Genomic DNA, 25,538 nt, shown 5'->3' with positions numbered 1-25,538 from the left:
AGATGTTATTTGTTGGATTGATTTTTAATTTCTATTTCTTTGAATTCGGCGATAGTTTTTTTTAAAGAGGCTTCAACAGCTTGCAAATGGTTCTTATACGCTTTTATGTTTTCTAAATTGCATCTTTCTTCTGGGCAGGAAGCCGTTTTTTGGCGATAGTCAAATATCCTATCGGTAATATAATTTTCTGACTCTAAAAACTTCAAGTAGTTTGATAATCGGCTACTTAATGCAGCTGACTTAAAGTATTTTTTTCTATCACAAGGAATTGTAAAATATATTATTCTTTCCGTTTTAAGAAGTAAATTTAAATTTGTTGAAATTGAGCTTTTACTGGCACCTAGTTTTTCTACTATGTACTCAAATGTTAATCCAGATTTACAACCTTCAACAACAAGAAGGCCTAAAATTCTTCCAGCTAATGGTGCAATTTGATAGACAGTCTCAAAGTGAATACCTAATATTTCAACTAGTTCTTCTTTTTCTTTTTGTAAAGTCTCCATGATGATTTTTTTTGCAAAGATATGATTAGTTCGTAATTTACCGAACCAAACAAACGATTTTAATCTTTTTTTAAGATTTTAAAGTTTCTAGTTATCTTAGAACGAATTTTATAGCAAAAAAAAGATAAACTACCAGTATAGGAAAAAATAGGATAGTTAAAATTACGAGCTAATTTATTTATATTTGTTGGCATAAAAACAAGTCATAGTGTCGCAAATCAATAAACTTAAAATATTCAATGACCCTATTTATGGGTTTATAACAATACCAAACGCTTTAATTTACGACCTAATTCAGCATCCTTATTTTCAAAGGTTAAGACGTATTTCTCAAATGGGTTTGTCGTATTTAGTGTATCCAGGAGCAAATCATACCCGTTTTCATCACGCTTTAGGATGTATGCATTTGATGCAAAAAGCAGTAGATGTATTGCGTTTTAAGGGGGTTTCAATTTCTGAAGAGGAAGAAAATGCACTTTACATTGCTATTTTATTGCATGATATAGGTCATGGTCCATTTTCACACGCTATGGAAAAAAGTATCGTTGAAGATGTGCATCACGAAGAGATCTCGTTGCTATTTATGCGTCAGTTGAATAAGGAATTCAAAGGGAAGTTAAGTTTAGCCATAAAAATATTCGAGGGAGATTATCCTCGAAAATTCATGTTGCAATTAATTTCCAGTCAATTAGACATGGATCGAATGGACTATTTAAAACGGGATAGTTTTTATTCTGGAGTTGCGGAGGGAAATGTCAATTCGGAGCGTTTAATTCAAATGATGAACGTAGAAGATGATTATTTAGTGATTGAAGAAAAAGGAATTTATTCAGTTGAAAAGTTTTTAATGTCAAGACGTTTAATGTATTGGCAAGCTTATTTACATAAAACTAGTTTAGTGGCTGAATTAGTGTTGACCAAAATTTTAAAACGAGCCAAAGAACTTATCTTAAAAGGTGTAGTATTGCCTTGCAGTGAACCTTTACAGTTTTTTATGCAAAATAAAATTGATTTGGCATCCTTTGATACTAATACCTTAGATTTGTTTTCACATTTAGATGATTTTGATATTATTAGTGCGCTGAAAGCTTGGCAACGACAAGATGATTTTATTTTGTCGACATTGAGCAAAATGATAATTAATAGAGATTTATTAAAAATTCAGTTAACCAGTGATAAAGTAGCAATTGATGATTTAAATCCGTTAAGAGAGAAATTTGCTTCAGAACATAATATTAGTTTGGCCGATACTAATTATTTTATTTTTAAAGGAAAAATTAAAAATCAAGCTTATAATAAAGAAGCCGAACCCATTCGTATACTTAAAAAAGATAGAACAATAGAAGATGTTATTGAATCTTCAGACCAACTGAATTTGAAATCATTATCAAAATCAGTGACCAAATACTATATATGTTTTCCAAAACAACTAGTATAAATCCCTATTGGAAATCTATTTTTTTATATTTTTGTCCCAATGAAATTTACAGCAGAACAAATAGCAGGAGTTTTAGAAGGAGAGGTTGTAGGCAATCCTTTAGTAGAAGTACACGAGCTTTCTAAAATAGAAGAAGGAAAAGTGGGCTCACTCACTTTTTTGTCAAATCCTAAATATACTAACTATATATATACAACTGAAGCCTCTATAACTATTGTAAATAAAAGTTTTACTCCTGAATCTGAAATTAAAACTACACTCATAAAAGTTGAGGATGCTTATCTTGCATTTTCTAAATTACTTGAATTTTATGATCAAGCTATCAAAGCTAGTAAAGTAGGTATTGAGCCACATACAGTAATAGCCGAAGATGTACAATATGGGTCGGATTTATACTTAGGTAGTTTTAGTTACATTGGTAAAAACGTAAAAATAGGTAATAATGTAAAAATTTATCCTAATTGTTTTATTGGAGATAATGTTGTCATTCACGATAATGTAACTATTTTTGCTGGCGCAAAGATTTATTCAGAATCAGTTATAGGTAATAATTGTATCATTCATGCAGGAACAGTTATTGGCTCTGATGGTTTTGGATTTGCTCCAAATCCAGATGGAAGTTATAAAAAAATTCCTCAGATTGGTAATGTGATTATTGAAGATGATGTCGAAATAGGAGCTTGTTCAACCATTGATAGAGCAACTTTAGGTTCTACTCGAATTAAAAAAGGAGTAAAATTAGATAATCAAATTCAAGTTGCGCATAATGTAGAAATAGGCGAAAATACTGTTATTGCTGCACAAACAGGAATTGCAGGTTCAACTAAGATAGGTAAAAACGGAATGATTGGTGGACAGGTAGGAATCTCAGGACATTTAACTATTGGGAATAATGTTCGAATTCAAGCACAATCAGGAGTTGCACGAAACATAAAAGACGACGAAGTTTTGCAAGGAAGCCCAACATTTGGATATAATGATTTTAGTAAATCCTATGTTCATTTTAAAAATTTACCAAAAATAATTGCAGAAATAGACGAATTAAAGAAACAAATATTAAACCAAAAAAATGGAAACAATGGTTAAACAGAAGACCATCAAAACAGAAATCTCATTAACAGGTGTAGGGTTACATACCGGAAAAGAAGTTAAAATGACTTTCAAACCTGCTCCAGTAAATAATGGTTTTACTTTTGTTAGGGTCGATTTAGAAGGAAATCCTGTTATCGAAGCAGATGCTAATTATGTAGTAAACACACAACGCGGAACTAATTTAGAAAAATTAGGTGTTAAAATTCAAACACCTGAGCATGTTTTAGCCGCTTTAGTAGGTTGTGATTTAGACAACGTAATCATCGAATTAAATGCTTCTGAATTGCCTATAATGGATGGTTCTTCTAAATATTTTGTTGAAGCATTAGAAAAAGCTGGCGTAGAAGAACAAGCTGCTAACCGTAATGTTTATGTTGTAAAAGAAGTTATTTCTTTTACTGATGAAGCTAGCGGAAGTGAGATTTTGGTTATGCCAAGCGATCATTACACTGTAACAACTATGGTTGATTTTGGTACTAAAATTTTGGGTACTCAAAATGCAACACTAAAAAATATAAGTGATTTTAAAACAGAAATTGCTTCATCGAGAACGTTTAGTTTTTTACATGAGCTAGAATCACTTTTAGATAATGGATTAATCAAAGGGGGAGACTTAAACAATGCTATTGTATATGTTGATAAAGAAATTTCGGCATCTACAATGGAGAATTTAAAAGTTGCTTTTGGTAAAGACACAATAAACGTTAAGCCAAATGGAATTTTGGACAACTTAACTTTACATTATCCAAATGAAGCTGCGAGACATAAATTACTTGACGTAATAGGTGATTTAGCATTAATTGGTACAAAAATCCAAGGTAAAATTATAGCAAATAAACCAGGTCATTTTGTAAATACACAATTTGCTAAAAAAATGGCTAAAATGATTAAAATCGAACAACGCAATTATGTTCCTGTTTACGATTTAAATCAAGAACCATTAATGGATATTCACAAAATTATGGCTATGTTACCACATAGACCACCATTTTTGTTGATTGACAGAATTATTGAGATGTCAGAAAGTCATGTAGTTGGGATGAAAAATGTTACAATGAACGAAAATTTCTTTGTTGGACATTTCCCTAATGCTCCAGTAATGCCAGGAGTATTAATTGTTGAAGCAATGGCTCAAACAGGTGGTATCTTAGTTTTAAGTACTGTTCCGGATCCAGAGAACTATTTGACATATTTTATGAAAATTGATAATGTTAAGTTCAAACACAAAGTATTGCCTGGAGATACATTAATTTTTAAATGTGATCTAATTACTCCTATAAGAAGAGGAATTTGTCATATGCAAGCGAATGCTTATGCTAATGGAAAATTAGTGGCAGAAGCGGAATTAATGGCTCAAATTGCAAAAAAACAAAACTAATTGTAGAATAATTGCTTTGATTATTAATTGGTAGTAATAGTCAAGGTTGTTAATTATAAAAAACGAAAATAGATGAATCAACCATTAGCTTATGTTCATCCGGGCGCAAAAATCGCCAAAAATGTGGTAATTGAACCCTTTACAACCATTCATAACAATGTGGTAATTGGTGATGGTACTTGGATAGGTTCAAACGTAACCATCATGGAAGGAGCAAGAATTGGAAAAAATTGTAATATTTTCCCAGGAGCTGTAATTTCTGCTGTTCCTCAAGATTTGAAATTTGGTGGAGAAGATTCATTGGCTATTATTGGTGACAATTGTACTATTAGGGAATGTGTTACAATTAATAGAGGTACTGTAGCTTCAGGTCAAACAGTTATTGGTGACAATTGTTTAATTATGGCTTATGCTCACATTGCACATGATTGTGTAATTGGGAATAATGCTATTGTTGTAAATGGAGTTGCTCTTGCAGGACATGTTATAGTGGGGAACTATGCAGTAATAGGTGGTCTAGCAGCTATTCATCAGTTTATCCATATTGGAGATCATGCTATGATTTCTGGTGGTTCACTTGTTCGTAAAGATGTTCCACCTTATACAAAAGCAGCCAAAGAACCTTTGTCATATGTTGGGATTAATTCAGTAGGGTTAAGAAGAAGAGGTTTTACCACAGAGAAAATTAGAGAAATTCAAGATATCTATAGAATTTTATATCAAAAAAATTACAATACTACTCAAGCATTAGGGATTATAGAAGCCGAAATGGAAGCTACTCCTGAAAGAGATGAAATTATTGATTTTATCAGAAATTCATCTCGTGGTATCATGAAAGGATATAGCGGAAGCTATTAATTAAATAACAGAAATAGAATGCAGCTATTTCAAAATATGAAATAGCTGCTTTTTGATTAATATAACGATAAATACTATACACAAAATGGCATCTACATCAGATATTAAAAACGGACTTTGTATAAAACACAATCACGATATATACAAAATCATTGAATTTTTACACGTAAAACCAGGTAAAGGTCCTGCTTTCGTAAGAACAAAATTGAAATCATTAACTAATGGAAAAGTTTTAGATAATACTTTCTCAGCAGGTCATAAAATTGATGTGGTAAGAGTAGAAACCCACACTTTTCAATTTTTATATCCTGAAGGAAATCAATTCCACTTTATGAATACGGAAACATTCGAACAAATTACTCTGAATAGAGATGTTCTTGATTCACCAGATTTATTGAAAGAAGGAGAAAATGTGATGATTCAGATTAACACAGAAACTGATTTACCGTTATCAGTTGATATGGCTCCTTCAGTAATTTTAGAAGTTACATACACAGAGCCAGGTGTAAAAGGAAATACAGCTACTAACGCAACTAAACCTGCTACTGTTGAAACTGGTGCTACAGTAAATGTTCCTTTGTTTATCAATGAAGGTGACAAAATTAAAATTGATACTGCGACTGGTTCTTATATGGAGCGTGTTAAGGAGTAATTTATTTGAAATATTTAAAGTTTGAAAATGAACAGTTATTAGCATTAAGTTGACAACTGTATTTTCAAACTTTAATTTTTTTCAATCTTTATACTAATTTATGAAATTTACAAGAGCATATACTTTAAAAGAGATTGCAGATTTACTTCAATGTGAATTTGTAGGTAATGATAGTTTTGAAGTTTTGGGCATGAATGAAATTCATGTGGTAGAAAAAGGAGATATTGTTTTTGTAGATCATCCAAAATACTACGATAAAGCTTTGCAATCGGCAGCGACAATTGTTTTAATCAACAAAAAAGTAGATTGCCCTGAGGGAAAAGCGTTATTGATTTCTGATGATCCGTTTAGAGATTTCAATAAATTAACCAATTATTTTAAGCCATTTCAGTTTTCAAATGTTTCAATTTCACCAACAGCAACTATTGGTGAGGGGACTATTATTCAACCCAATTCATTTATTGGTAATGGAGTAGTTATAGGAAAGAATTGTTTGATTCATTCCAATGTTTCTATTTATGATAATACAGTTTTAGGAGATAATGTAATTATTCATGCAGGAACTATTCTTGGAGCTGATGCTTTTTATTACAAAAAAAGACCTGAAGGTTTTGATCAATTATTGTCTGGAGGGCGCGTAGTTATTCAAGATAATGTTGGTATAGGTGCGCTTTGTACTATTGATAAAGGAGTGACTGGCGACACAACAATTGGAGCAGGTACAAAAATTGATAATCAAGTGCACGTAGGACACGACACCGTAATTGGGAAAAAGTGTTTGATCGCATCCCAAACTGGAATTGCAGGTTGTGTTATTATTGAAGATGAAGTTACTATCTGGGGACAAGTAGGAACTACTAGCGGAATTACAATTGGGGAAAAAGCAGTTATTTTAGGACAAACAGGCGTAACCAAGTCAATTGAAGGAGGTAAAACCTATTTTGGAACCCCAATTCAGGAATCTAGAGAGTCTTTGAAGCAATTAGCTAATCTTAAAAAAATTCCAGAAATTCTAGAAAAATTAAAATAAAATAAAGAACAAAAATATCCTATCTGAATCCAAAACTATTTTTTGTTTTGATGCTAACAAATCATTGCAATAACATAATTTTTTTTTGATAAGAAAACCGCTCAAATAATTTCTAAATACCTTATTTTTGCAACACAAATTTAAAAATCACATAAAATATATATCATGAGTGTTTTAGTTAACAAAGATTCTAAAATAATTGTTCAAGGTTTTACTGGAAGCGAAGGAACTTTCCATGCTTCTCAAATGATTGAATACGGAACAAACGTTGTAGGTGGTGTAACTCCGGGAAAAGGGGGGACTACTCACTTAGACCTTCCTGTTTTTAACACTGTAAAAGATGCAGTAGAACAAGCAGGTGCTGATACTTCTATTATTTTTGTACCACCAGCTTTTGCTGCTGATGCTATCATGGAAGCAGCTGATGCAGGTATCAAAGTAATTATTGCTATTACTGAAGGTATTCCTGTAGCTGATATGATTCATGCAAACGATTATGTTAAGAAAAGAAACGCTAGATTAATTGGTCCTAACTGTCCTGGTATTATTACTCCGGGTGAAGCTAAAGTAGGTATCATGCCAGGTTTTGTTTTCAAAAAAGGAACTATCGGTATTGTTTCAAAATCAGGAACTTTAACTTACGAAGCTGCAGATCAAGTTGTAAAACAAGGTTTAGGAATCACTACTGCTATTGGTATTGGTGGAGACCCAATTATTGGAACAACTACTAAAGAGGCTGTAGAATTGTTAATGAACGATCCTGAAACTGAAGCGATCATCATGATTGGTGAAATTGGAGGTCAATTAGAAGCAGATGCTGCTAAATGGATTAAAGCGGATGGTAACCGTAAACCTGTAATTGGTTTTATCGCTGGAGAAACTGCTCCTGCTGGTAGAACAATGGGACATGCTGGTGCTATCGTGGGTGGTTCTGATGATACAGCTGCTGCTAAAAAACGTATCATGAGAGAAAACGGAATTCACGTTGTAGATTCTCCAGCTGAAATTGGAAAAAAAGTAAAAGAAGTTTTAGGTTAAATCTAAGAACTCCATTTTATATTAGTTTAAGCCTCACATTTGTGGGGCTTTTTTAGTATTATACAGAATTAAAGAAATACATTTGCAGCCGATTTAATTAGGAGACTAATTGAGATAAAAATAAATTCAATAAATAAGATATGTATAAAGAATTAGAAGAATTCAAAGTAAAAAATCAGTTTTCATTAACAGTAGAAGATAATTTGGAGGAAGTATGTAATGCTTCTGAAGGCTCAGGTGTTTTTTTAGTGTATGATGTAGCGGATGAAAAAGAGCTTATTATGGTAGGTTCTACAGGAACAGTGCAAAATGATGGTTCTTTGAAAACTAAAAATGGAGGATTGTATGATAAAATTGTAAACGGTCATCAATTTGCTAAAACTGGAAGAAAATATTCTTGGCCTGCACAAATGAAAAAAGAAGCAATTAGTCGTTTAGAAGTGGTTTGGTACGAAACGTTTAACGATGATTCTAAAGTAATTCCAACTTTTGTTGAAGCTCAGGTTTTGCAAAACTTTCTGAACGAAAACAATAAATTACCTAGATGGAATGTAGCTTTTTAGTTCATTTTCAATTGAATATAAGTTTATAAAGTATAGCCTTGCACCAGTAAGGCTTTTTTTATAGCTTTAATTTTATAAAACATCTAAATCGTTTATATTTGTAATTCAATTTATTAAAATTAACTTTTAACACAATATGAAATTACTTGAAGGAAAAGTAGCTATTGTTACTGGCGCAAGTCGCGGAATTGGAAGAGGGATTGCTGAAGTTTTCGCAAAAAACGGTGCCAACGTAGCATTTACATATAGCTCTTCGGCGGAATCCGCTTTAGCTTTAGAAAATGAATTAAACGCTTTAGGCATTAAAGCAAAAGGATATAAGTCTAACGCAGCTGATTTTGACGAAGCTCAAACACTTGTTGATGCGGTTTTGGAAGATTTTGGAACTGTTGATGTTTTGATTAACAATGCTGGAATTACTAAAGATAATTTGTTAATGCGTATGTCGGAAGCAGATTTTGATCAAGTAATTGATGTGAACTTGAAATCAGTTTTCAATATGACTAAAGCAATCCAGAAAACATTCTTAAAAAAACGCGCAGGTTCTATTATTAACATTAGTTCTGTTGTTGGAGTTTCTGGAAATGCAGGACAAACTAATTATGCTGCTTCTAAAGCTGGAGCTATAGGATTTACTAAATCAGTGGCTTTAGAATTAGGATCTCGTAATATTCGTTGCAACGCCATTGCTCCTGGATTTATTGAAACTGAGATGACTGCTAAATTAAGTGAAGAAGTAGTTAAAGGTTGGAGAGAAGGTATTCCATTAAAACGTGGAGGAACTCCAGAAGATGTCGCTAATGCTTGTTTATTCCTTGCTTCAGACATGAGTGCTTATGTAACTGGACAAGTATTAAATGTTTGTGGAGGAATGCTTACATAATAAGTTTATAGTTTATTGCTTGTAGTTTTTACACAACTATAAACAATAAACTACAAACCATAAACTAATAATATGACAACAAACACCATTCTTCTTATTATTCTTTCTTTGGTAATAGCAGCTGGGTTGTCTTATTTTCAATATTATTTTAAGGCCAAGAGTAATTCAAGGATGAATTTACTTTTGGCTTTTTTACGTTTTTTAGGCATTTTTGGATTATTGTTGTTATTGATTAATCCAATCATCACAAGTAATACAATAGTTTTAGAAAAACCTGTTCTAGCTGTAGTTGCTGATAATTCCAATTCTATTTCTTATTTGAAGGCAGATAAAGATGCTCAAGAAGTGGTTTCAAAATTACTTTCTAATTCTGCTTTAAAAGAAAAATTCAATATTCAAACCTACCAATTTGATACTGATTTTAAAGTTTTAAAAAAATTAGATTTCAAAGGAAAACAATCCAATTTTGATATTATTGCGAATGATTTAAAAGCCATAAATCGCAATCAAATCTATCCAACAGTTTTAATTAGTGATGGAAATCAAACATCAGGGAATGATTATGTGTTCAGTTTTGGTGATTCCAATAAAATATATCCAATTGTACTTGGAGATACTACTCAAGTTTTGGATTTAAAAATCAACCAACTAAATGTAAACAAATATGCTTTTTTGAAAAATCAGTTTCCTGTTGAAGTTTTTTTACAATATTCAGGTAATAAATCCATTACTGCTGATTTTCAGATTTCACAAGGAAATTCAGTTGTGAACAAACAAAAAATAAGTTTTTCACCAACAAAAAATACAGCCGTTGTTAATGTACTTTTGACCGCTAATAAAATCGGGACCCAAATATACAAAGCAAGTTTAACTTCATCAGAAAAAGAAAAAAACAACTATAATAACACTAAAAATTTTGCTGTTGAAGTAATTGATCAAAAAACTAGTATTGCTATAGTTTCTTCAATAAATCATCCAGATTTAGCAGCTCTAAAAAGAGCTATAGAAGCTAATGCACATCGTAAAGTAGTTATTGTTAAACCAAAACAAATCAGTCAGTTAAATGATTATGATGTATTGGTTTTATATCAACCTACCAAAGAATTTAAAACGATTTTTGAATCTAATAAGATAGTCGGGTTAAACACTTTTATTATTACGGGTACACATACTGATTTTAATTTTTTAAATCAAGTACAAAGCAATTTAGAATTCAAAATGTCATCACAAAAAGAAGATTATCTGGCTGGATTTAATTCTCAATTTAATCTTTTTGCAATCGATAATATCGGTTTTGATCAATTTCCTCCTTTACAAAATGCTTACGGTTCTATTAAATCGAATGTAAATACCAACATTTTACTTTGGTCTAAAATAAGAGCCATAGAAACTCAGGCTCCATTATTAGCTTTTAGTGAGTATAAAGGAAGTCGTTCAGCTTATTTATTAGGAGAAAATAGTTGGAAATGGCGATTAGAAAGTCATATCCAAAATCAATCATTCGAGAAGTACGATATTTTTATAGATAAAGTTATTCAATTTTTGGCTTCAAATAATACAAAGAAATCATTAGTTGTCAATCATGAAAGTTTCTATAATTCTGGAGAAGCTATCGAAATTTCAGCTCAATATTTCAATAAGAATTATGAGTTTGATGAAAAAGCACATTTGAATATTACTGTAGTCAATTCGAAAACCAAACAAAGTAAAACCTATGATTTACTTAAAGGAAATAATACTTATAAAGTAAATTTAGATGGTTTATTGGCAGGAAGTTATCAATTTACAGTTAAAGAGTTACATTCAAAATCTTCCTATTCAGGGCGTTTTGAAATATTGGATTTTGATATCGAAAAGCAATTTGTTATTCCCGATGTAGACAAATTAGAACAATTAGCAACTTTAACTAAGGGTAAACTGTTTTTTCCTAGTCAAGTAGAATCATTAATTGAAAACTTAGTAGCTGATGAAAATTACAAAACTATTGAGAAAAATAATAGTATTCGTTCCCCACTAATAGATTGGAAATGGTTGTTGATATTCATTTGTAGTTTCTTTGCAGCCGAATGGTTTATTAGAAAATATAATGGTTTGTTGTAACAGTTTTTATAGCCTAATTAATGCAAAACACAAATAGAATCTCTTGAAAAAACAAATTAAAATATTTTCCGAAACAGGGATTTTAAACTTTGAGAAACATAGTCGTACTCAAAAAAATATTTTTTTGAGTTTTTATTTAAAAACAAAGCCAATAAAATAAAAATACCTTATTTTATTGGTCTTTTTGTACTGGCTATGATTCTTAATACTTATGTAGAACAATTGTCTGTTGTATCGCCTTACATTGTTTCGGTTGCAAAAATTGGTTTAACAGTCACTTTGTATTTCATAGGTTCAGGTTTAAGTAGTTCTGTTTTACTTGCTGTTGGTATAAAACCACTTATCCAAGGTATCTTATTATGGGGATTTATTGCTATTCTGTCGTTAATAGCTATTTTCCACTTTAATTAAAGTTTTTTATTTTTTCGCATAATCATTTAGCAGTGCCTGTAAGTAACTTTTAGCTAATGGTAATTCTTCTATTAGATACTTTTTGTTTTTATCAGAAGCGGTTTTGAACTGTGATGTTTCATTTGTTGTTACATAACGAATTACTCCTTTTGGCATTACCCAAGTCATTCCTTCATCATAACAATAAAATGCAAAATCCTTTGAAGTAGGATTCAATAAATCTTTCCCCCATTTAAACTTAGAATAATCCATATTTAATTGACCCAATAGAGTGGTTGCAATATCTGTTTGTGAACCAATTTTTGAATTTCTCTTTTTCAAATAAGCTTTCGATATGGGATTACCATAAAGTAGTAATGGAATTCTATATTTTTCGGTTTGACGACTATCGGAATAAAGTTTAGGTAATCGATTTCCGTGGTCAGCAACAAAAAGGAATAATGTGTTATTAAACCATGATTGTTTTTTAGCCGACTCCATAAATTTTTGAATGCTCCAATCCGTATAATACGCTGCTTTTCTAAATAAATTAGCTTGTTTTTTGTCTTTGTCTGATTCTTTTTCAACTGCCTGATCAAAAGGAGTTTTGATAGGTGTTTCAAAAGGTTCATGACAACTTAAAGTGAGAACCGTTGTAAAAAATGGAGTTTGCTGGGAATTTAAATCTTTGATTACTTTTTCAAAGACAACATGGTCATGTGCTCCCCACTTTGAATTTTTGTCATCTTCATCAAATTGCTCTTCGTCAATAATAGTATTGTAGCCCGAGTACTTCCAGTAGGCTTTAAAATTAGCAAATTCCGACTCACCACCATAATAAACGGAGGTAGTGTATCCGTTATTTTTAAAAACAGAAGCTAATGATGGTAATTTTTCAAATTTACTTGGTTCTTTTATAATAGATGAGCAAGATTGAGCTGGATAACCACTTAAAACAGCAACAATACCTTTATCAGTTCGGTCACCAGTAGAATAGATATTTTCAAACAACATTCCTTCTTGAGTTAATTTTGAAAAATAGGGTGTAATTCCTTTTTCTCCACCCAAGGTCTCTATAATATCAGCAGTATAACTTTCCAAAATAACTAATACAACATTTGGTTTAGGAATGCTAAGTATTTTTTCGTGTTCAGTTGGATTTGTATGATATATTTTTTGAATATTTTTTTCTACAGTCGCGGCATCATAATAAGCAATTTCACCTTGTTTGCTGGCCTTATTATTTTTAAGGATGCTAAATAATAAATTCCAAGAAGTGTTAGTCGCTAGATGATTCAAAGGAGCATGAAAAGAATAATAAGATGAACTTTGATTGATTGGTGCAAGTCCAACCCCTCCACGAATCGCCAAAAATGTAATTAACAGCATCAAAAAAGAGTATCCAAAAAGATTCATCCGACTGATACTTTTTTTTCTATAATGGGTTTCTTCAAATTTAATTGTATTTTTGATTCCCGTTTTTAGAACAATCTGATATACAATTATACCCAAACTAATTAAAACCATACTTAATACAATAGAAAGTACAATCTGCGATGCTGTTACAGAAGCGAGCATTTGCGATGGATAAAACAGAAAAGATAGGGCGTAAGCATTTAATTTAGTACCCCACTCATGATACAATAAAGTATCGGTTATGCTTATAATACCAATTAAGTAAATCAAGAAGTAATTGAATCTATTGATGAATTTGACAGAGAAAATTTTTCCAATTATTAAAAGAGTGGGTAATGCTATTAAATAACCAGCTGCTGACAAATCTAAAGGAATAGCGTTCCAAAATCCTTTTAACTTTTCTAAAAGTAAAAAAGGTTTGTAAACGGAATAATTGTAAATAATAAATACGATTCTTAAAATTAAAAAGTAAAGTATCCAAAAAAACCAAAGGCGCAACCAAAAAGAAATACGGTAATTCTTTTGCATAAATATTGTAATGTGGGTAAGGTGAATTTTAATAAATAATGAGATCCGTTTGAATCTGTACTACTTTATGGATTTTGATATATTTTTTTCTTTAGCACATCTGATGCTGTTTCGTAGTAAGAAATGGCATCATTAACTAAATCGTTTCTTTGTTCCTTCATCGGTTTTTCATCATAATATAATTTGAAATGACCTTTAATATCTTCATTTGGTTTTAAAACTAATTTGTATTGTTTTACTTCTTGTTTTGGGGAAAGGATTGTCAAAATGTTATCTTTAATTAATCCTAAATCCTGATAAGTTGCAATTAAGGCTCTTGGCTTATAATCTGATTTTAACACATCCTGACCGAAGAATTTAGATTCGTAATCAAAATGTAACAATCCAAAAACCGTTGGCATTAAATCAATTTGTGACATTAGTTTTGTACAATGCTTTGGCGCAATAAATCCTGGACTATAGACCATTGCAGGAATTCGATATTTATCTAATGGAAGTTCTGTTTTCCCTGCACTTGACGCACAATGATCTGCGACAATAACAAAGACAGTGTTTTTGAACCAAGGTTGCTTTTCAGCCATTTTGAAAAATTTTCGCAAGGCATAATCCGTATATTTAACACCGCCATTTCTCGATTTACTATCTCCAGGAATATCAATTTTATTGTTTGGATATGTAAACGGTCTATGATTACTTACTGTCATCCAATGGTTGAAAAAAGGCTTATTTGTTTGAGCTTCTTTATTCATGATTTTAATGGCTTTATTTGCCATGTCTTCATCACAAACACCCCAAATGTTTGCGAATGTAATTTCTTCTGGATGAAAGTCTTTTATATCAATGATATCATATCCATTTCCTGAAAAGAAATCTTGCATGTTATCAAAAAAAGCATCACCACCATATAAGTATTTTACTTCGTAACCTTTAGATTTAAAAACACTTCCAGTACTAAATTTGTTCTTATTGTCTTTTCGTTTTACTACACTTTCACCAGCTGTAGGAGGTAAACATAATGTTACTGCTTCCAAGCCGCGAACTGTTCTATTTCCAGTTGCATATAGATTAGTAAAGACTAAACTTCTTGTTGCTAAATCATCTAAAAAAGGGGTAATATTATCTTTGTTGCCGTACATTTTCATGAAATCGGCACTAAAACTTTCAATGGTAATTAAGACTACATTTTTATGTGTTTCAACACTATCAGATACAATTTCTCTATCAACAGAAATTCCATGTATGTCGGATATTTGTTTATCTAATAATGCAAAGGCTTCTTTTTCCTGTAAAGTTTTGTAAAATTTAAAATAATCCAACTCGCTGTTTACGAAAGCCAAATAAAAACGATAAATTCCATTGGATTGTAATTCATTGGTAAAAACATTGTTTGCATTTTCTGTCTTAGCCAAATTTGGTACTGACCAAAGTGAAAGTCCAAAAAGCATTAAATACAAAAATGAGATTTGTAATTTTTCATTCAACGAAGGAATTTTTTCAATGTAAATTTTTGATTTTTTGATGATGAAATAACTGATGGTTCCTGCTACAATAAATAGCGAAGTAAAAATTGGAATAACAGGATAAGATTCCATAATATTCCCGATAACTTCGGTGGTGTAAACTAAATAATTTACAGCAATGAAGTTGTATTTTACACCAAATTCATTCCAAAAGAAATATTCACTAATGGCATTTTGTAAAATCAATACAACGTATAAAAAAATCACAAATGAAAATAACCAATACCTTATTTTGTCTCGCTTTTGAGGAAGAAATAGTAGTAATGAAAATAAAAGAGTTTTGATACCTACGAAAATGAGACCTACTTTTTCTAATCCACCTCCGTATTCTGAAAGAATCGATTTCCCTGATAAAATATACAAAAACAAAGCCGATAATACACCTAAATGAATATACCCATAAGGCTTTTGGTACTTACTATTCGAGATAAAAATTAGGTACAACCATAAAAAAGCGCTGGCTAGTACAAAAATGAGTGTATCAGAAAGAATTCCAAAAGAAAAAATCTTTAGTATTTCTACACCAGAAAAAGTGGATTGTGTTATAGGGTGGAATAACAATATTATCCTTAAAATAAAACTGATAACTACATAAAATAGAGTCAGATAGAAAAAAGGAGCTAATTTTTTGGTAGAGAACATAACCAATTTTATTTTTTTGTAAAATTAGTTAATTTAACGTTATGATTGTATAAACTTAACATAACTATGTCTTAAGTTTTACTTAAGATAGTTTCATATTTAAATTTTAGATTTCATTTTGATGTATTTTTGGAAACAATATTCAAATTACATTTCTAAAAAGTCTTATAAAAAATAAGTAGATGCATATATTAATTGTCGAAGACGAAATAGGGATTATGCAGTTTTTGCAACAAGGTCTGGAAGAAGAAGGCTATAAAATTACTACTGCTTCTGATGGTGCAAAAGGATATCAATTGGTTCAAGAGCATTCATTTCATTTAATTATTCTGGATTGGATGTTGCCTAAAATGACAGGATTAGAACTTTGTAAAGCCATTAGAAATCAAGATAAAAAAACACCAATTTTGTTTTTAACAGCTAAAGATACAATTCAGGAAACGATAGAAGGTTTGCAAGCGGGTGCTAATGATTACATCAAAAAACCATTTAGTTTTGAAGAATTAGTTGAAAGGATAAAAGTCCATTTTAGAAATTTGGATGAAAATGAAATACTGCAATTAGGACCTGTAACAATTGATATTCAAAAGCATCTCGTTTTTGTAAATGATAAAGAGGTTTCGTTAACACAAAGGGAGTTTGAATTGCTTTCTTATTTGGTAAAAAATAAAGGTAAGGTATGCAGTAGAAACCAAATTATAGAGGATGTTTGGGATATTCATTTTGAATATGATACGGGAGTAATTGATGTTTTTATGAATGCTATTCGCAAAAAATTAAATCTAAAAATTGAAGAAGATTATATAAAAACCATTCGTGGTGTAGGCTATATCGCAAACGACTAAAGTGTATGCAAAAACTTTCCTTTAAAAATAGAATTGCTTTTAATTATATTATCACCACTGCTTTGTTAATTTTTGTGGTGTTTTTTACTATCTATTCAATTGTAAAATTCAGTGTTTACAATCATTTGAATGACGATATATCGAAAGAAGTGGAAAATCATTTAAACGAAATTGAAATTATTGATACTAGTTATCGATTGATACATTTGAACGAATGGAACGAAAGAGAACACAATACAATAGACGTTAATCCTGTATTTATTGAGTTTTTAGACAGTCAAAAAAAAGTAATAGAAAAATCACCAAATCTTAAAAATGAAACGCTAATTTTCAATTCAAAAGTTGAAAACAATCAATTTTTTGATTCTAAATTATTAAACAATAAAATTCGCCAAATTCAGGTTCCAATATACAAACAAACGGAAATTATTGGTTATATTATCATTGCAATGTCATTGGAAGAAGCAATAATGGTGCTTCAAAATTTATTACAAACTTTATTAATTGCCTATCCCTTAATCTTATTATTACTCTTTTTTATAGCACGCTTCATCGCAGGAAGAAGTATAAAACCAGTAACTTCAATAATTAAAACAGCAGATATTATCACAAAAGATAACTTAAAATCCCGCATCGAATTACCCAATAAAAAAGACGAATTATTTATTTTGTCCCAAACAATCAATAACTTATTAGATCGTATTGAAACAGCAGTAGAACGAGAAAAACAATTTACTTCTGATGCGTCACATGAATTAAGAACTCCACTCACTGTAATTAAAGGAACATTAGAAGTCTTGGCTCGAAAACCAAGAACACATGAAGAATACCAAGACAAAATTAATTACTGTGTTGCCGAAGTTAACCGTTTAAATAATTTGGTTGACCAATTATTACTTTTGGCTCGATTTGAAAATCAAAATCAATCCCTTAAAAAGGAGAAAGTAATTTTAAATGCAAGTATCCTTGAGGTTTTATCACGTTTTTCCAATGCCATTAATGCAAAAAATATAAAAATTACAACTGATTTCCTTGAAGAAATTTCAGTGATTTCAGATCAATACTTATTGTCAATTATTATTAATAATATCGTTTCAAATGCTATAAAATATTCTAATTCTAACGGTGTTTTAACTATCCGAATATCGGAGGAAAAGAATCAAGTAAAATGTGAAATCATAGATACAGGTATTGGAATTCCTGAAGCTGATTTGGGAAAGATATTTCATCAATTTTACCGTTCAAAAGCTACCGAACATCCCGAAATAAAAGGAACAGGTTTAGGATTATCAATAGTCCAAAAACTCTGTTTGTTATTAAATATTGAAATACAAATTTTAAGTACAGAAGGTCTAGGAACTCATGTTATCTTAAGCTTTCCTTAAGCAAATGCTAAACATTAAGTTTTATTTTTGAGCCATAAATAAAAAAGAATGTTAGAGAAAATCATTGCATTTAGTTTAAAGAATAAACTAATCATTTTACTTTTTACTTTAGGAGTTTTTGGATATGGTATCTTTTCATTGTTCCAAATTTCGATTGGAGCTGTTCCTGATGTAACCAACAATCAAGTGCAGGTAATCACAACTTCACGTAATTTATCTACTGAAGATATAGAACAATATATTACCTATCCTGTAGAAATTGAAATGTCTAATTTACCAGGGGTTAAAGAAATTCGTTCCATTTCAAAATTTGGGCTATCAGTTGTTACCATTGTTTTTGAAGATGATATGGGAACTTTTTTACCCAGACAACTTATAGCCGAAAAAATAAAATCGGCAGCCGAAAAAATACCTGAAGGTTTTGGTACTCCAGAAATGGGTCCAATAACTACTGGTCTAGGCGAGATTTATCAATACACACTGGAAGTTAAGCCTGAATTTAAAAGCAATTATTCAATCACCGATTTACGAACTATTCAGGATTGGGTTATTAAACGTCAACTTTCAGGAATTAAGGGGGTTGTTGAAATTAATACCTGGGGTGGATTTTTAAAACAATACGAAATAGCCATTTCGCCCTCTCGTTTGAATGCAATGAATATTAGTGTTTCAGATGTTTTTAAAGCACTGCAAAACAATAACGGAATTGCTGGTGGTGCTTATATTGAAAAAGTCAATCAGAGTTATTTTATTCGAGCAGATGGTAAAGTTAAAACTATCGAAGATATTGAAAACATTGTAGTATCAAATCAAAACGGACTTCCTGTTTTGATTAAAAATGTAGCCGATGTTCGTTTTGGTCATGCGAATCGTTTTGGTGCCATTACAGGTAATGGAGAAGGAGAGAAGGTCCTGGGACAAGTGATGATGCTCAAAGAAGCTAATTCGAAACAAGTAATTCAAGATGTAAAAGAAAGGGTTACCGAAATTCAAAAAACGTTACCTGAAGGCGTTTATATTAATGGTTTTTTAGAAAGAAGTGAATTAGTAGGTAAAACAACATTTACGGTGGCCGAAAACCTCATTTTAGGTTGTTTGATCGTCGTTTTTGTAGTGGTTTTGTTGTTAGGAAATTGGCGTTCAGGATTAGTGGTGGCTTCGGTCATTCCACTTTGTTTGTTGTTTGCTATTTCCTTGATGAATATTTTTGGAATTGATGCCAATTTGATGAGTCTTGGGGCTATTGACTTTGGAATTATTATCGATGGAGCTGTAATTATTGTGGAGTTTATTGCATTTCAGATCGCACATAAATCGGCTCATTTAGCAAAACTTTCGCAAGAGGAAATTCAGCTTGAAATTGATCAAATCACTTATAAAAGTGCTTCAAAAATGATGAATTCAGCCATTTTTGGTCAATTAATCATTTTGATTGTTTTTATCCCAATTTTATCACTTTCAGGTATCGAAGGAAAAATGTTCAAGCCGATGGCACTGACCTTTAGTTTTGCCTTAGTAGGCGCTATGCTATTCTGTTTTAGCTATGTTCCTGTAGTTTCTTCCTTGTTTTTAAAGCCAAAAGAAGAAAAAGCAAATTCTTTTTCGAATCGATTAATTACCAAATTGAATTCTTTTTACCTACCAGTTATTACTTGGGCTTTGGCTAATACAAAAAAAGTAATGTATGGTTCAATTGGTTTATTAGCGATGGCGGTTGCATTATTTTCTACAATGGGAGGCGAATTTATTCCAACTTTGGACGAAGGTGATTTTGTAATTCAACCTGTTTTAAAAACAGGAACTTCATTAAGCAAAACGATTGAAACAACTACTAAAATCGAATCAATAATCCTTAAAAACTTTCCGGAAGTAGAGCAGGTGGTAAGTAGAATAGGAGCTGCAGAAGTTCCAACTGACCCGATGAGTATGGAAGAAAGTGATGTTATGGTTAAGCTGAAACCAAAATCAGAATGGGTTTCGGCTTCTACTAAAGACGAATTGGCCGACAAAATAAAGGAAGCTATCGAAGTAGAAATTCCAAATATGGAATTAGAATTTACCCAACCTATCGAAATGCGTTTTAACGAACTGATTTCAGGGACACGTTCGGATGTAGCGGTGAAAATTTTTGGTGAAAATCTGGATATTTTGGCTAAAAAAGCACATGAAATCGAAAAAGCAATTGCTAATGTTGAAGGAGCATCAGATATTATCATCGAAAAAACAGAAGGTTTACCTCAAATGACAGTGCAATATGATCGTTCAAAAATTGCTCGATATGGATTAAATATAGCCGATTTGAATGAATTAATTGCGCTAGGTTTTGCTGGAAAAACGGTTGGTAATGTTTTTGAAGGTGAAAAACGTTTTGATATGGTTATTCGCTTAAACCAAAATAATCGTCACGATATTGAAGATGTAAAGAATCTTTATGTGAGCACTCCTTCAGGCCAACAAATACCTATGCAGCAATTGGCAACTATTACATATTCTGATGGGCCAGCTAAAATTTCCAGAGACAATACTAACAGAAGAATTGTTATTGGAATTAATGTGCGAAATCGTGATTTACAAAGTGTAGTGAAGGATATTCAGAAAATTGTAGATACTAAAATCAAATTGCCTACTGGTTATTATGTGAAATACGGAGGTCAATTTGAAAATTTGGAAAGTGCTAAAGCCAGATTGATGATTGCTGTTCCAATTGCTTTGATTCTGATATTTATTCTATTGTATTTTGCCTTTGGTTCTGTAAAGGAAGCTTTGATGGTGTATTCGGCGATTCCTTTGTCTGCAGTAGGAGGCATATTGTTTTTATGGATAAGAGACTTACCTTTTAGTATTTCGGCTGGAGTAGGTTTTATCGCTTTATTTGGAATAGCTGTTTTAAACGGAATTGTATTAATCGAACATTTTAAAGAATTGAAACATCAGGGTATGACTAATAAAGGCGAATTAATTTTAAAAGGAACAACAGATCGATTACGTCCTGTATTATTAACTGCCGCCGCTGCTGCTCTAGGTTTTTTACCTATGGCTGTTTCTGCATCTGCTGGAGCCGAAGTTCAACGACCATTGGCAACCGTAGTGATTGGAGGATTATTTACGGCTACTATTTTAACAATGATTGTATTGCCTGTTTTGTATAAAGTTTTTGATGGAAAGGAATTTAAAAAACCAAAATTCAAAAAACATCATAATGGAGCTATTGTAATTTTGTTTTTGTTGAGTACTTCATTTGTTTTTTCACAAAATACTAATCCTGAATTGAATCAATTAATTAGCACAGGTATTAATAACAACAAAGCTTTAAAAGCTTCTCAATTACAAGTTGAAAAATCAAAAGCCAACATCAATAGCGCTTATGCTTTTGATAAAACCAATATTTATTATAATTATGATCAAAATAATTTGGCTTACAATGATAAAGCTGTTTCGGTAATTGGTGCACAACAACGTTTTTCGTTTCCAACAGTTTATGGAGCACAAAAGAAATTAAATTCCGCTGAATACGAAAAGCAACAAGCCAGTTTTGAATTAGAAAAGAACAAACTGAGTCTGGAGATTTCTAAGTTGTATTATCAAATTGTCTATTTACAACATCAGGAAATTTTATATCAAAGGTTGGATAGTTTGTACCAAAATTTCACCAAGGCCAGTAATCGCCGATTTGAGTTGGGAGAAACAAATTATCTGGAAAAAATTACTGCGCAATCGAAGGCAAGACAAATTGCATTAAAGCTTTCGCAAATTAGAAATGAAAAAAATGCTCAATATGATTTGCTTCAATATAGCATTCAATCAGATGAAAAAGTGTTTATTAAATCGAATCAAATTAAACCAATAGAATTTTCAACGGAAGATTTAAGTAAATCAACTTATACTCATTATTTAGAATCAGTTAGAAATAATTACAAAATTCAAATTACTTTGCAAAAACAGAATTGGTTGCCTGATTTAAATTTAGAATATTTTAGAGGTTCGAATAAAGGATTATCACAATCGTTAAACGGTTTTCAAGTGGGAATTGCATTGCCAATTTTATATTCTGGAAATGTATCCAAAACTAAAGTTGCCAAATTAGAATTGGAAAGTTGGGAAACTCAGATGCAAAACGAGAATCAAAAAATAACCGCTTTTGTTGAAAGTAAAAAAAGTGAATTGTTGAAATATCAGGAAGCCATTAATTATTACAACCAACAAGGAAAAAAGTTAGGAGAGGAAATTTTAAAAGTGGCAAATATGAGCTACAAACAGGGTGAAATTGACTTTTTTCAATATATTCAAAGTCTAGAAAATGCAACAATCATTGAAGTTGAATATTTAGATAATGTACTACTTTTTAACAAAACCCAATTAGATTACCAATACTTAAATTTTTAATACAAATTCAATGAAAAATATACTCACTATACTTTCTATTTCACTCCTTTTGTTTTCTTGTAAAGAAGCTAAAACCGAAGAAACAACTGTTGCTGATTCTGATTTAATTAGTGTGACAGCTAGTCAATTTAAGTCGGCTGGAATGGAAATTGCCAATCCTTCGGAGCAAAATTTTGATGTGACTGTAAAAGCAACAGGGAAAATTGATGTTCCTCCACAAAATCGTGCTCAAATCACTTCTTTTGTAGGTGGTTACGTGAAGTCAACTCAATTGTTAGTTGGTGACAAAGTAGTAAAAGGTCAAGCTTTGTTAACGCTTGAAAACACAGAGTTTTTAGATGTTCAAAAAGAATACTTAGAAGTAGCGGAACAGATTAATTATTTGAAATCGGAATATGTTCGTCAAAAAACCTTGTTTGATGAAAAAATTACTTCGCAAAAAAACTATTTAAAAGCAGAAAGCGAATATCGTAGAGCAAAAGGGATGTATCAAAGTTTAAAAGAAAAATTAAAATTATTGAACATTAATCCTGCACAAGTCGAAAAAGGAAAATTAACCTCTACGGTTACAATTTATGCGCCAATTTCTGGAGACATTGTGGTAATGAATGCACATTTAGGAATGCATATTAATCCTTCGGATGTGATTTTAGAAATCATTGAAACTGATCATTTACACTTAGAATTGGCTATTTTTGAAAAGGATATTTTGAAAATTAAGAAAAATCAGGATATTCTTTTTACTGTTCCAGAAGCTTCTAAAGAGGTTTTTAATGCCAAAGTCCATTTGGTAGGAAAATCAATTGAAGGAAATGATCGCACAATTAATGTTCATGCGCATTTGGATGATCAAATAAAACAACGATTATTAACTGGAATGTTTGTAGAAGCAAATGTTATTGTAGATTCAAAAAAAGTTCTAGCAATACCAAAAGACGCTTTATTGAATGAACAAAACAAAAATTTTGTACTTTTAGTTAGTGAGAGCAAGAATGCTAATTACTCATTTAAAAAAGTTGCGGTTACTATTGGTACAATATCAGAAGATTATGTTGAAATAATTCCTGATAATCAAGTCAATGAGAATTCTAAAATCGTAACAAAAGGAGCTTACGACATTGCTAATTAATTTTTTGATAATCTTATAAATGAATACAGACTCTATAATTTAAAAGCTTATACTATGAACGATGCACATTTACACCTGATAGTAAACCATTTTCCAATTGTTGGACCTATTTTAGGATTATTAGTTTTAATGGGAGGAATATTTTTTAAAAATGTACCTATCAAAAACACGGCTTATTTTTTATTTATAATCGCTTCAGTATTTGCTGTTTTTAGTATGTCAACTGGTGAGGGCGCTGAGGAAGTAGTTGAAAACATCCCTGGTTTTAGTAAACAATTAGTTCACGAACACGAAGAATTAGCTGAAAAACTCGCTATCATTCTATATCTTTTGGGTGCTGTTTCAGTTTTTGGAATTATATCTAATATTAAAAATCATCCTAAGGCTGTTTTCTTTTCTTATGCAATTGCTGTAATCGCTATCGTAGCTATCTTTTTTGGAACAAAAGTGGGGACTTCTGGAGGTGAAATACGACATACCGAAATAAGAGACACTACTGTCAATTTAATTGAAACTAGCGATAGTCAATTATCAACTGAGCACCAAGAGGAGTAGATTATTTAATATTTTCCAAATGTTTTGTTAAATTAAAATTTTGTTTGTAATGGATTAATCTCTTATATTTGCACAACAAAAAAATAAAAGAATTAAAATTATAATGCTATCAAATCAATTACACCATCATCATTTACATTATTGCTCTCAAGCGATATGTTAATGGTATGTCTGTAAGTCATCATATTAATAAACCCGTTTGAGTACATCAAACGGGTTTTTCATTGTGTGTTAAGTCCGTAGTACTCAACACTAACAATAAAAAACTAAAAAGAAAAAAATGAGTACGCTAAAAATTGCAATTCAAAAATCAGGTAGATTAAACGAAGACAGTATCCAGATTTTAAAAGATGCTGGTATTTCAATCAACAATGGAAATGATCAATTAAAGGCTGAAGCCTCTAATTTTCCTCTAGAAGTTTTATACTTAAGAAACTCTGATATTCCTCAATATTTGATTGATGGAGTTGTAGATCTTGCTATCGTAGGAGATAATTTATTAGTTGAAAAAGGCAAAAACATTGAAGTAATTCAAAAATTAGGTTTTTCTAAATGCAAAGTTTCTGTAGCTGTTCCTAAATCTTTTGAATACAAATCAGTCAAAGATTTAGACGGTTTACGTGTGGCCACTTCATATCCAAATACCGTTATTGATTTCTTTAACAAATATGGCGTTACAGTTGATATTCACCAAATTTCTGGTTCTGTTGAAATTGCGCCTAATATTGGTTTAGCTGATGCTATTGTAGATATTGTTTCTAGCGGTAGTACCTTGTTTAAAAATAATTTAAAGGAAGTTGAAGTAATCTTAAAGAGTGAAGCCGTTTTAGCAGTTTCTCCAAAAGTAAGCCCTGATACTCAAAAAATAATCGATACTTTAAAATTCCGTATTGATTCTGTTTTAAGAGCGAGAAATTCAAAATACATTTTGATGAACGTTCCTAACGAAAAAATTGAAGCAGTAAGCAATATTCTTCCTGTTTTAAGAAGTGCAACGGTTATGCCATTAGCTCAACCAGGATGGAGTAGTGTACACACTGTGATTGAAAAAGATACTTTTTGGGAAGTAATTGATCAATTAAAAGAAGCGGGAGCCGAAGGAATTTTGGTTTGCCCAATCGAGAAAATGGTACTTTAAATAAGTTAGATGTTAGAAGTTGGGAGTTAGAAGTTTTCAAACAATATAGAATGCAACTGACACTTAACTCAT

At 31.2% G+C, this 25,538-nt stretch carries 19 protein-coding genes and 1 pseudogene; 17 read left to right on the top strand and 3 right to left on the bottom strand.

The features are described 5' to 3' along the window. Positions 1 to 5 precede the first annotated feature (5 nt). Positions 6 to 503: a GbsR/MarR family transcriptional regulator gene (locus ACFPTQ_RS10145; RefSeq protein WP_379777119.1), complete on the bottom strand. Its 498-nt coding sequence runs from the start codon at positions 501 to 503 to the stop codon at positions 6 to 8. A 208-nt stretch (positions 504 to 711) separates the two neighbouring features. Between ACFPTQ_RS10145 and ACFPTQ_RS10140 the strand changes: the two genes are divergently transcribed. From ACFPTQ_RS10140 to ACFPTQ_RS10090, 11 genes and pseudogenes are all read left to right on the top strand, one after another. After that, on the top strand, positions 712 to 1,941 hold the full coding sequence (locus ACFPTQ_RS10140; protein ID WP_379777116.1) for an HD domain-containing protein: 1,230 nt from the start codon (positions 712 to 714) through the stop codon (positions 1,939 to 1,941). A gap of 39 nt (positions 1,942 to 1,980) precedes the next feature. After that, positions 1,981 to 3,027: a UDP-3-O-(3-hydroxymyristoyl)glucosamine N-acyltransferase gene (gene lpxD / locus ACFPTQ_RS10135; protein ID WP_379777113.1), complete on the top strand. Its 1,047-nt coding sequence runs from the start codon at positions 1,981 to 1,983 to the stop codon at positions 3,025 to 3,027. Next, positions 3,020 to 4,411, top strand: a complete 1,392-nt coding sequence (locus ACFPTQ_RS10130) for a bifunctional UDP-3-O-[3-hydroxymyristoyl] N-acetylglucosamine deacetylase/3-hydroxyacyl-ACP dehydratase (protein ID WP_379777110.1) — start codon at positions 3,020 to 3,022, stop codon at positions 4,409 to 4,411. The genes lpxD and ACFPTQ_RS10130 overlap by 8 nt, the downstream gene beginning before the upstream one ends. A 72-nt stretch (positions 4,412 to 4,483) precedes the next feature. Next, positions 4,484 to 5,269, top strand: a complete 786-nt coding sequence (lpxA, locus tag ACFPTQ_RS10125) for an acyl-ACP--UDP-N-acetylglucosamine O-acyltransferase (RefSeq protein ID WP_278035624.1) — start codon at positions 4,484 to 4,486, stop codon at positions 5,267 to 5,269. A gap of 85 nt (positions 5,270 to 5,354) precedes the next feature. Further along, positions 5,355 to 5,921: an elongation factor P gene (efp, locus tag ACFPTQ_RS10120; RefSeq protein WP_278035625.1), complete on the top strand. Its 567-nt coding sequence runs from the start codon at positions 5,355 to 5,357 to the stop codon at positions 5,919 to 5,921. 100 nt (positions 5,922 to 6,021) lie between these two features. Beyond that, positions 6,022 to 6,951 (top strand): UDP-3-O-(3-hydroxymyristoyl)glucosamine N-acyltransferase, encoded by a 930-nt coding sequence (locus ACFPTQ_RS10115; protein ID WP_379777105.1) that lies wholly within the window; start codon positions 6,022 to 6,024, stop codon positions 6,949 to 6,951. A 165-nt stretch (positions 6,952 to 7,116) separates the two neighbouring features. Beyond that, the gene (sucD, locus tag ACFPTQ_RS10110; RefSeq protein ID WP_379777103.1) at positions 7,117 to 7,989 is read left to right on the top strand and encodes a succinate--CoA ligase subunit alpha; all 873 of its coding nucleotides are present in this window, start codon (positions 7,117 to 7,119) and stop codon (positions 7,987 to 7,989) included. Between the two features lie 140 nt (positions 7,990 to 8,129). Beyond that, a complete protein-coding gene (locus tag ACFPTQ_RS10105; protein WP_379777100.1) occupies positions 8,130 to 8,552 on the top strand; it encodes a hypothetical protein in 423 nt (140 codons plus the stop codon). 136 nt (positions 8,553 to 8,688) lie between these two features. Further along, positions 8,689 to 9,435: a 3-oxoacyl-[acyl-carrier-protein] reductase gene (gene fabG, locus ACFPTQ_RS10100; protein WP_278035629.1), complete on the top strand. Its 747-nt coding sequence runs from the start codon at positions 8,689 to 8,691 to the stop codon at positions 9,433 to 9,435. A gap of 72 nt (positions 9,436 to 9,507) precedes the next feature. Further along, the gene (locus ACFPTQ_RS10095; RefSeq protein ID WP_379777097.1) at positions 9,508 to 11,535 is read left to right on the top strand and encodes a hypothetical protein; all 2,028 of its coding nucleotides are present in this window, start codon (positions 9,508 to 9,510) and stop codon (positions 11,533 to 11,535) included. Between the two features lie 153 nt (positions 11,536 to 11,688). Continuing rightward, positions 11,689 to 11,946 (top strand): annotated as a pseudogene (locus ACFPTQ_RS10090) (putative sulfate exporter family transporter); the annotation flags it as partial. Positions 11,947 to 11,952: 6 nt separating this feature from the next. On the opposite strand, the gene ACFPTQ_RS10085 reads toward ACFPTQ_RS10090, so the two are convergent. Together ACFPTQ_RS10085 and ACFPTQ_RS10080 are read right to left on the bottom strand one after the other, a co-directional pair. Continuing rightward, positions 11,953 to 13,869 carry an LTA synthase family protein gene (locus ACFPTQ_RS10085; RefSeq protein ID WP_379777095.1) on the bottom strand — a complete coding sequence of 639 codons (1,917 nt, stop codon included), beginning with the start codon at positions 13,867 to 13,869 and terminating at the stop codon, positions 11,953 to 11,955. Positions 13,870 to 13,934: 65 nt separating this feature from the next. After that, positions 13,935 to 16,031, bottom strand: coding sequence for an LTA synthase family protein (locus tag ACFPTQ_RS10080; RefSeq protein ID WP_379777092.1), 2,097 nt, complete (start codon positions 16,029 to 16,031; stop codon positions 13,935 to 13,937). A gap of 182 nt (positions 16,032 to 16,213) precedes the next feature. On the opposite strand from ACFPTQ_RS10080, the gene ACFPTQ_RS10075 reads away from it, so the two are divergent. From ACFPTQ_RS10075 to hisG, 6 genes are all read left to right on the top strand, one after another. Beyond that, a complete protein-coding gene (locus ACFPTQ_RS10075) occupies positions 16,214 to 16,876 on the top strand; it encodes a response regulator transcription factor (protein WP_379777089.1) in 663 nt (220 codons plus the stop codon). A 5-nt stretch (positions 16,877 to 16,881) separates the two neighbouring features. Continuing rightward, the gene (locus tag ACFPTQ_RS10070; protein WP_379777087.1) at positions 16,882 to 18,261 is read left to right on the top strand and encodes a sensor histidine kinase; all 1,380 of its coding nucleotides are present in this window, start codon (positions 16,882 to 16,884) and stop codon (positions 18,259 to 18,261) included. Positions 18,262 to 18,309: 48 nt separating this feature from the next. Continuing rightward, entirely contained in the window at positions 18,310 to 22,644 is a 4,335-nt protein-coding gene (locus ACFPTQ_RS10065; RefSeq protein WP_379777084.1) for a CusA/CzcA family heavy metal efflux RND transporter, read from the top strand. A gap of 10 nt (positions 22,645 to 22,654) precedes the next feature. Continuing rightward, positions 22,655 to 23,773, top strand: a complete 1,119-nt coding sequence (locus tag ACFPTQ_RS10060) for an efflux RND transporter periplasmic adaptor subunit (protein WP_379777081.1) — start codon at positions 22,655 to 22,657, stop codon at positions 23,771 to 23,773. A 54-nt stretch (positions 23,774 to 23,827) separates the two neighbouring features. Next, complete coding sequence (locus tag ACFPTQ_RS10055) at positions 23,828 to 24,328, top strand: hypothetical protein (RefSeq protein ID WP_379777078.1); 501 nt, start codon at positions 23,828 to 23,830, stop codon at positions 24,326 to 24,328. Between the two features lie 280 nt (positions 24,329 to 24,608). Continuing rightward, positions 24,609 to 25,466 carry an ATP phosphoribosyltransferase gene (gene hisG, locus ACFPTQ_RS10050; protein WP_379777075.1) on the top strand — a complete coding sequence of 286 codons (858 nt, stop codon included), beginning with the start codon at positions 24,609 to 24,611 and terminating at the stop codon, positions 25,464 to 25,466. Positions 25,467 to 25,538 lie beyond the last annotated feature (72 nt).

Origin of the sequence: Flavobacterium sp. GCM10022190 (assembly GCF_042656445.1) — a bacterium.
Classification (GTDB): domain Bacteria; phylum Bacteroidota; class Bacteroidia; order Flavobacteriales; family Flavobacteriaceae; genus Flavobacterium; species Flavobacterium nitratireducens.
This window is presented reverse-complemented; position numbering and strand designations above follow the sequence as displayed.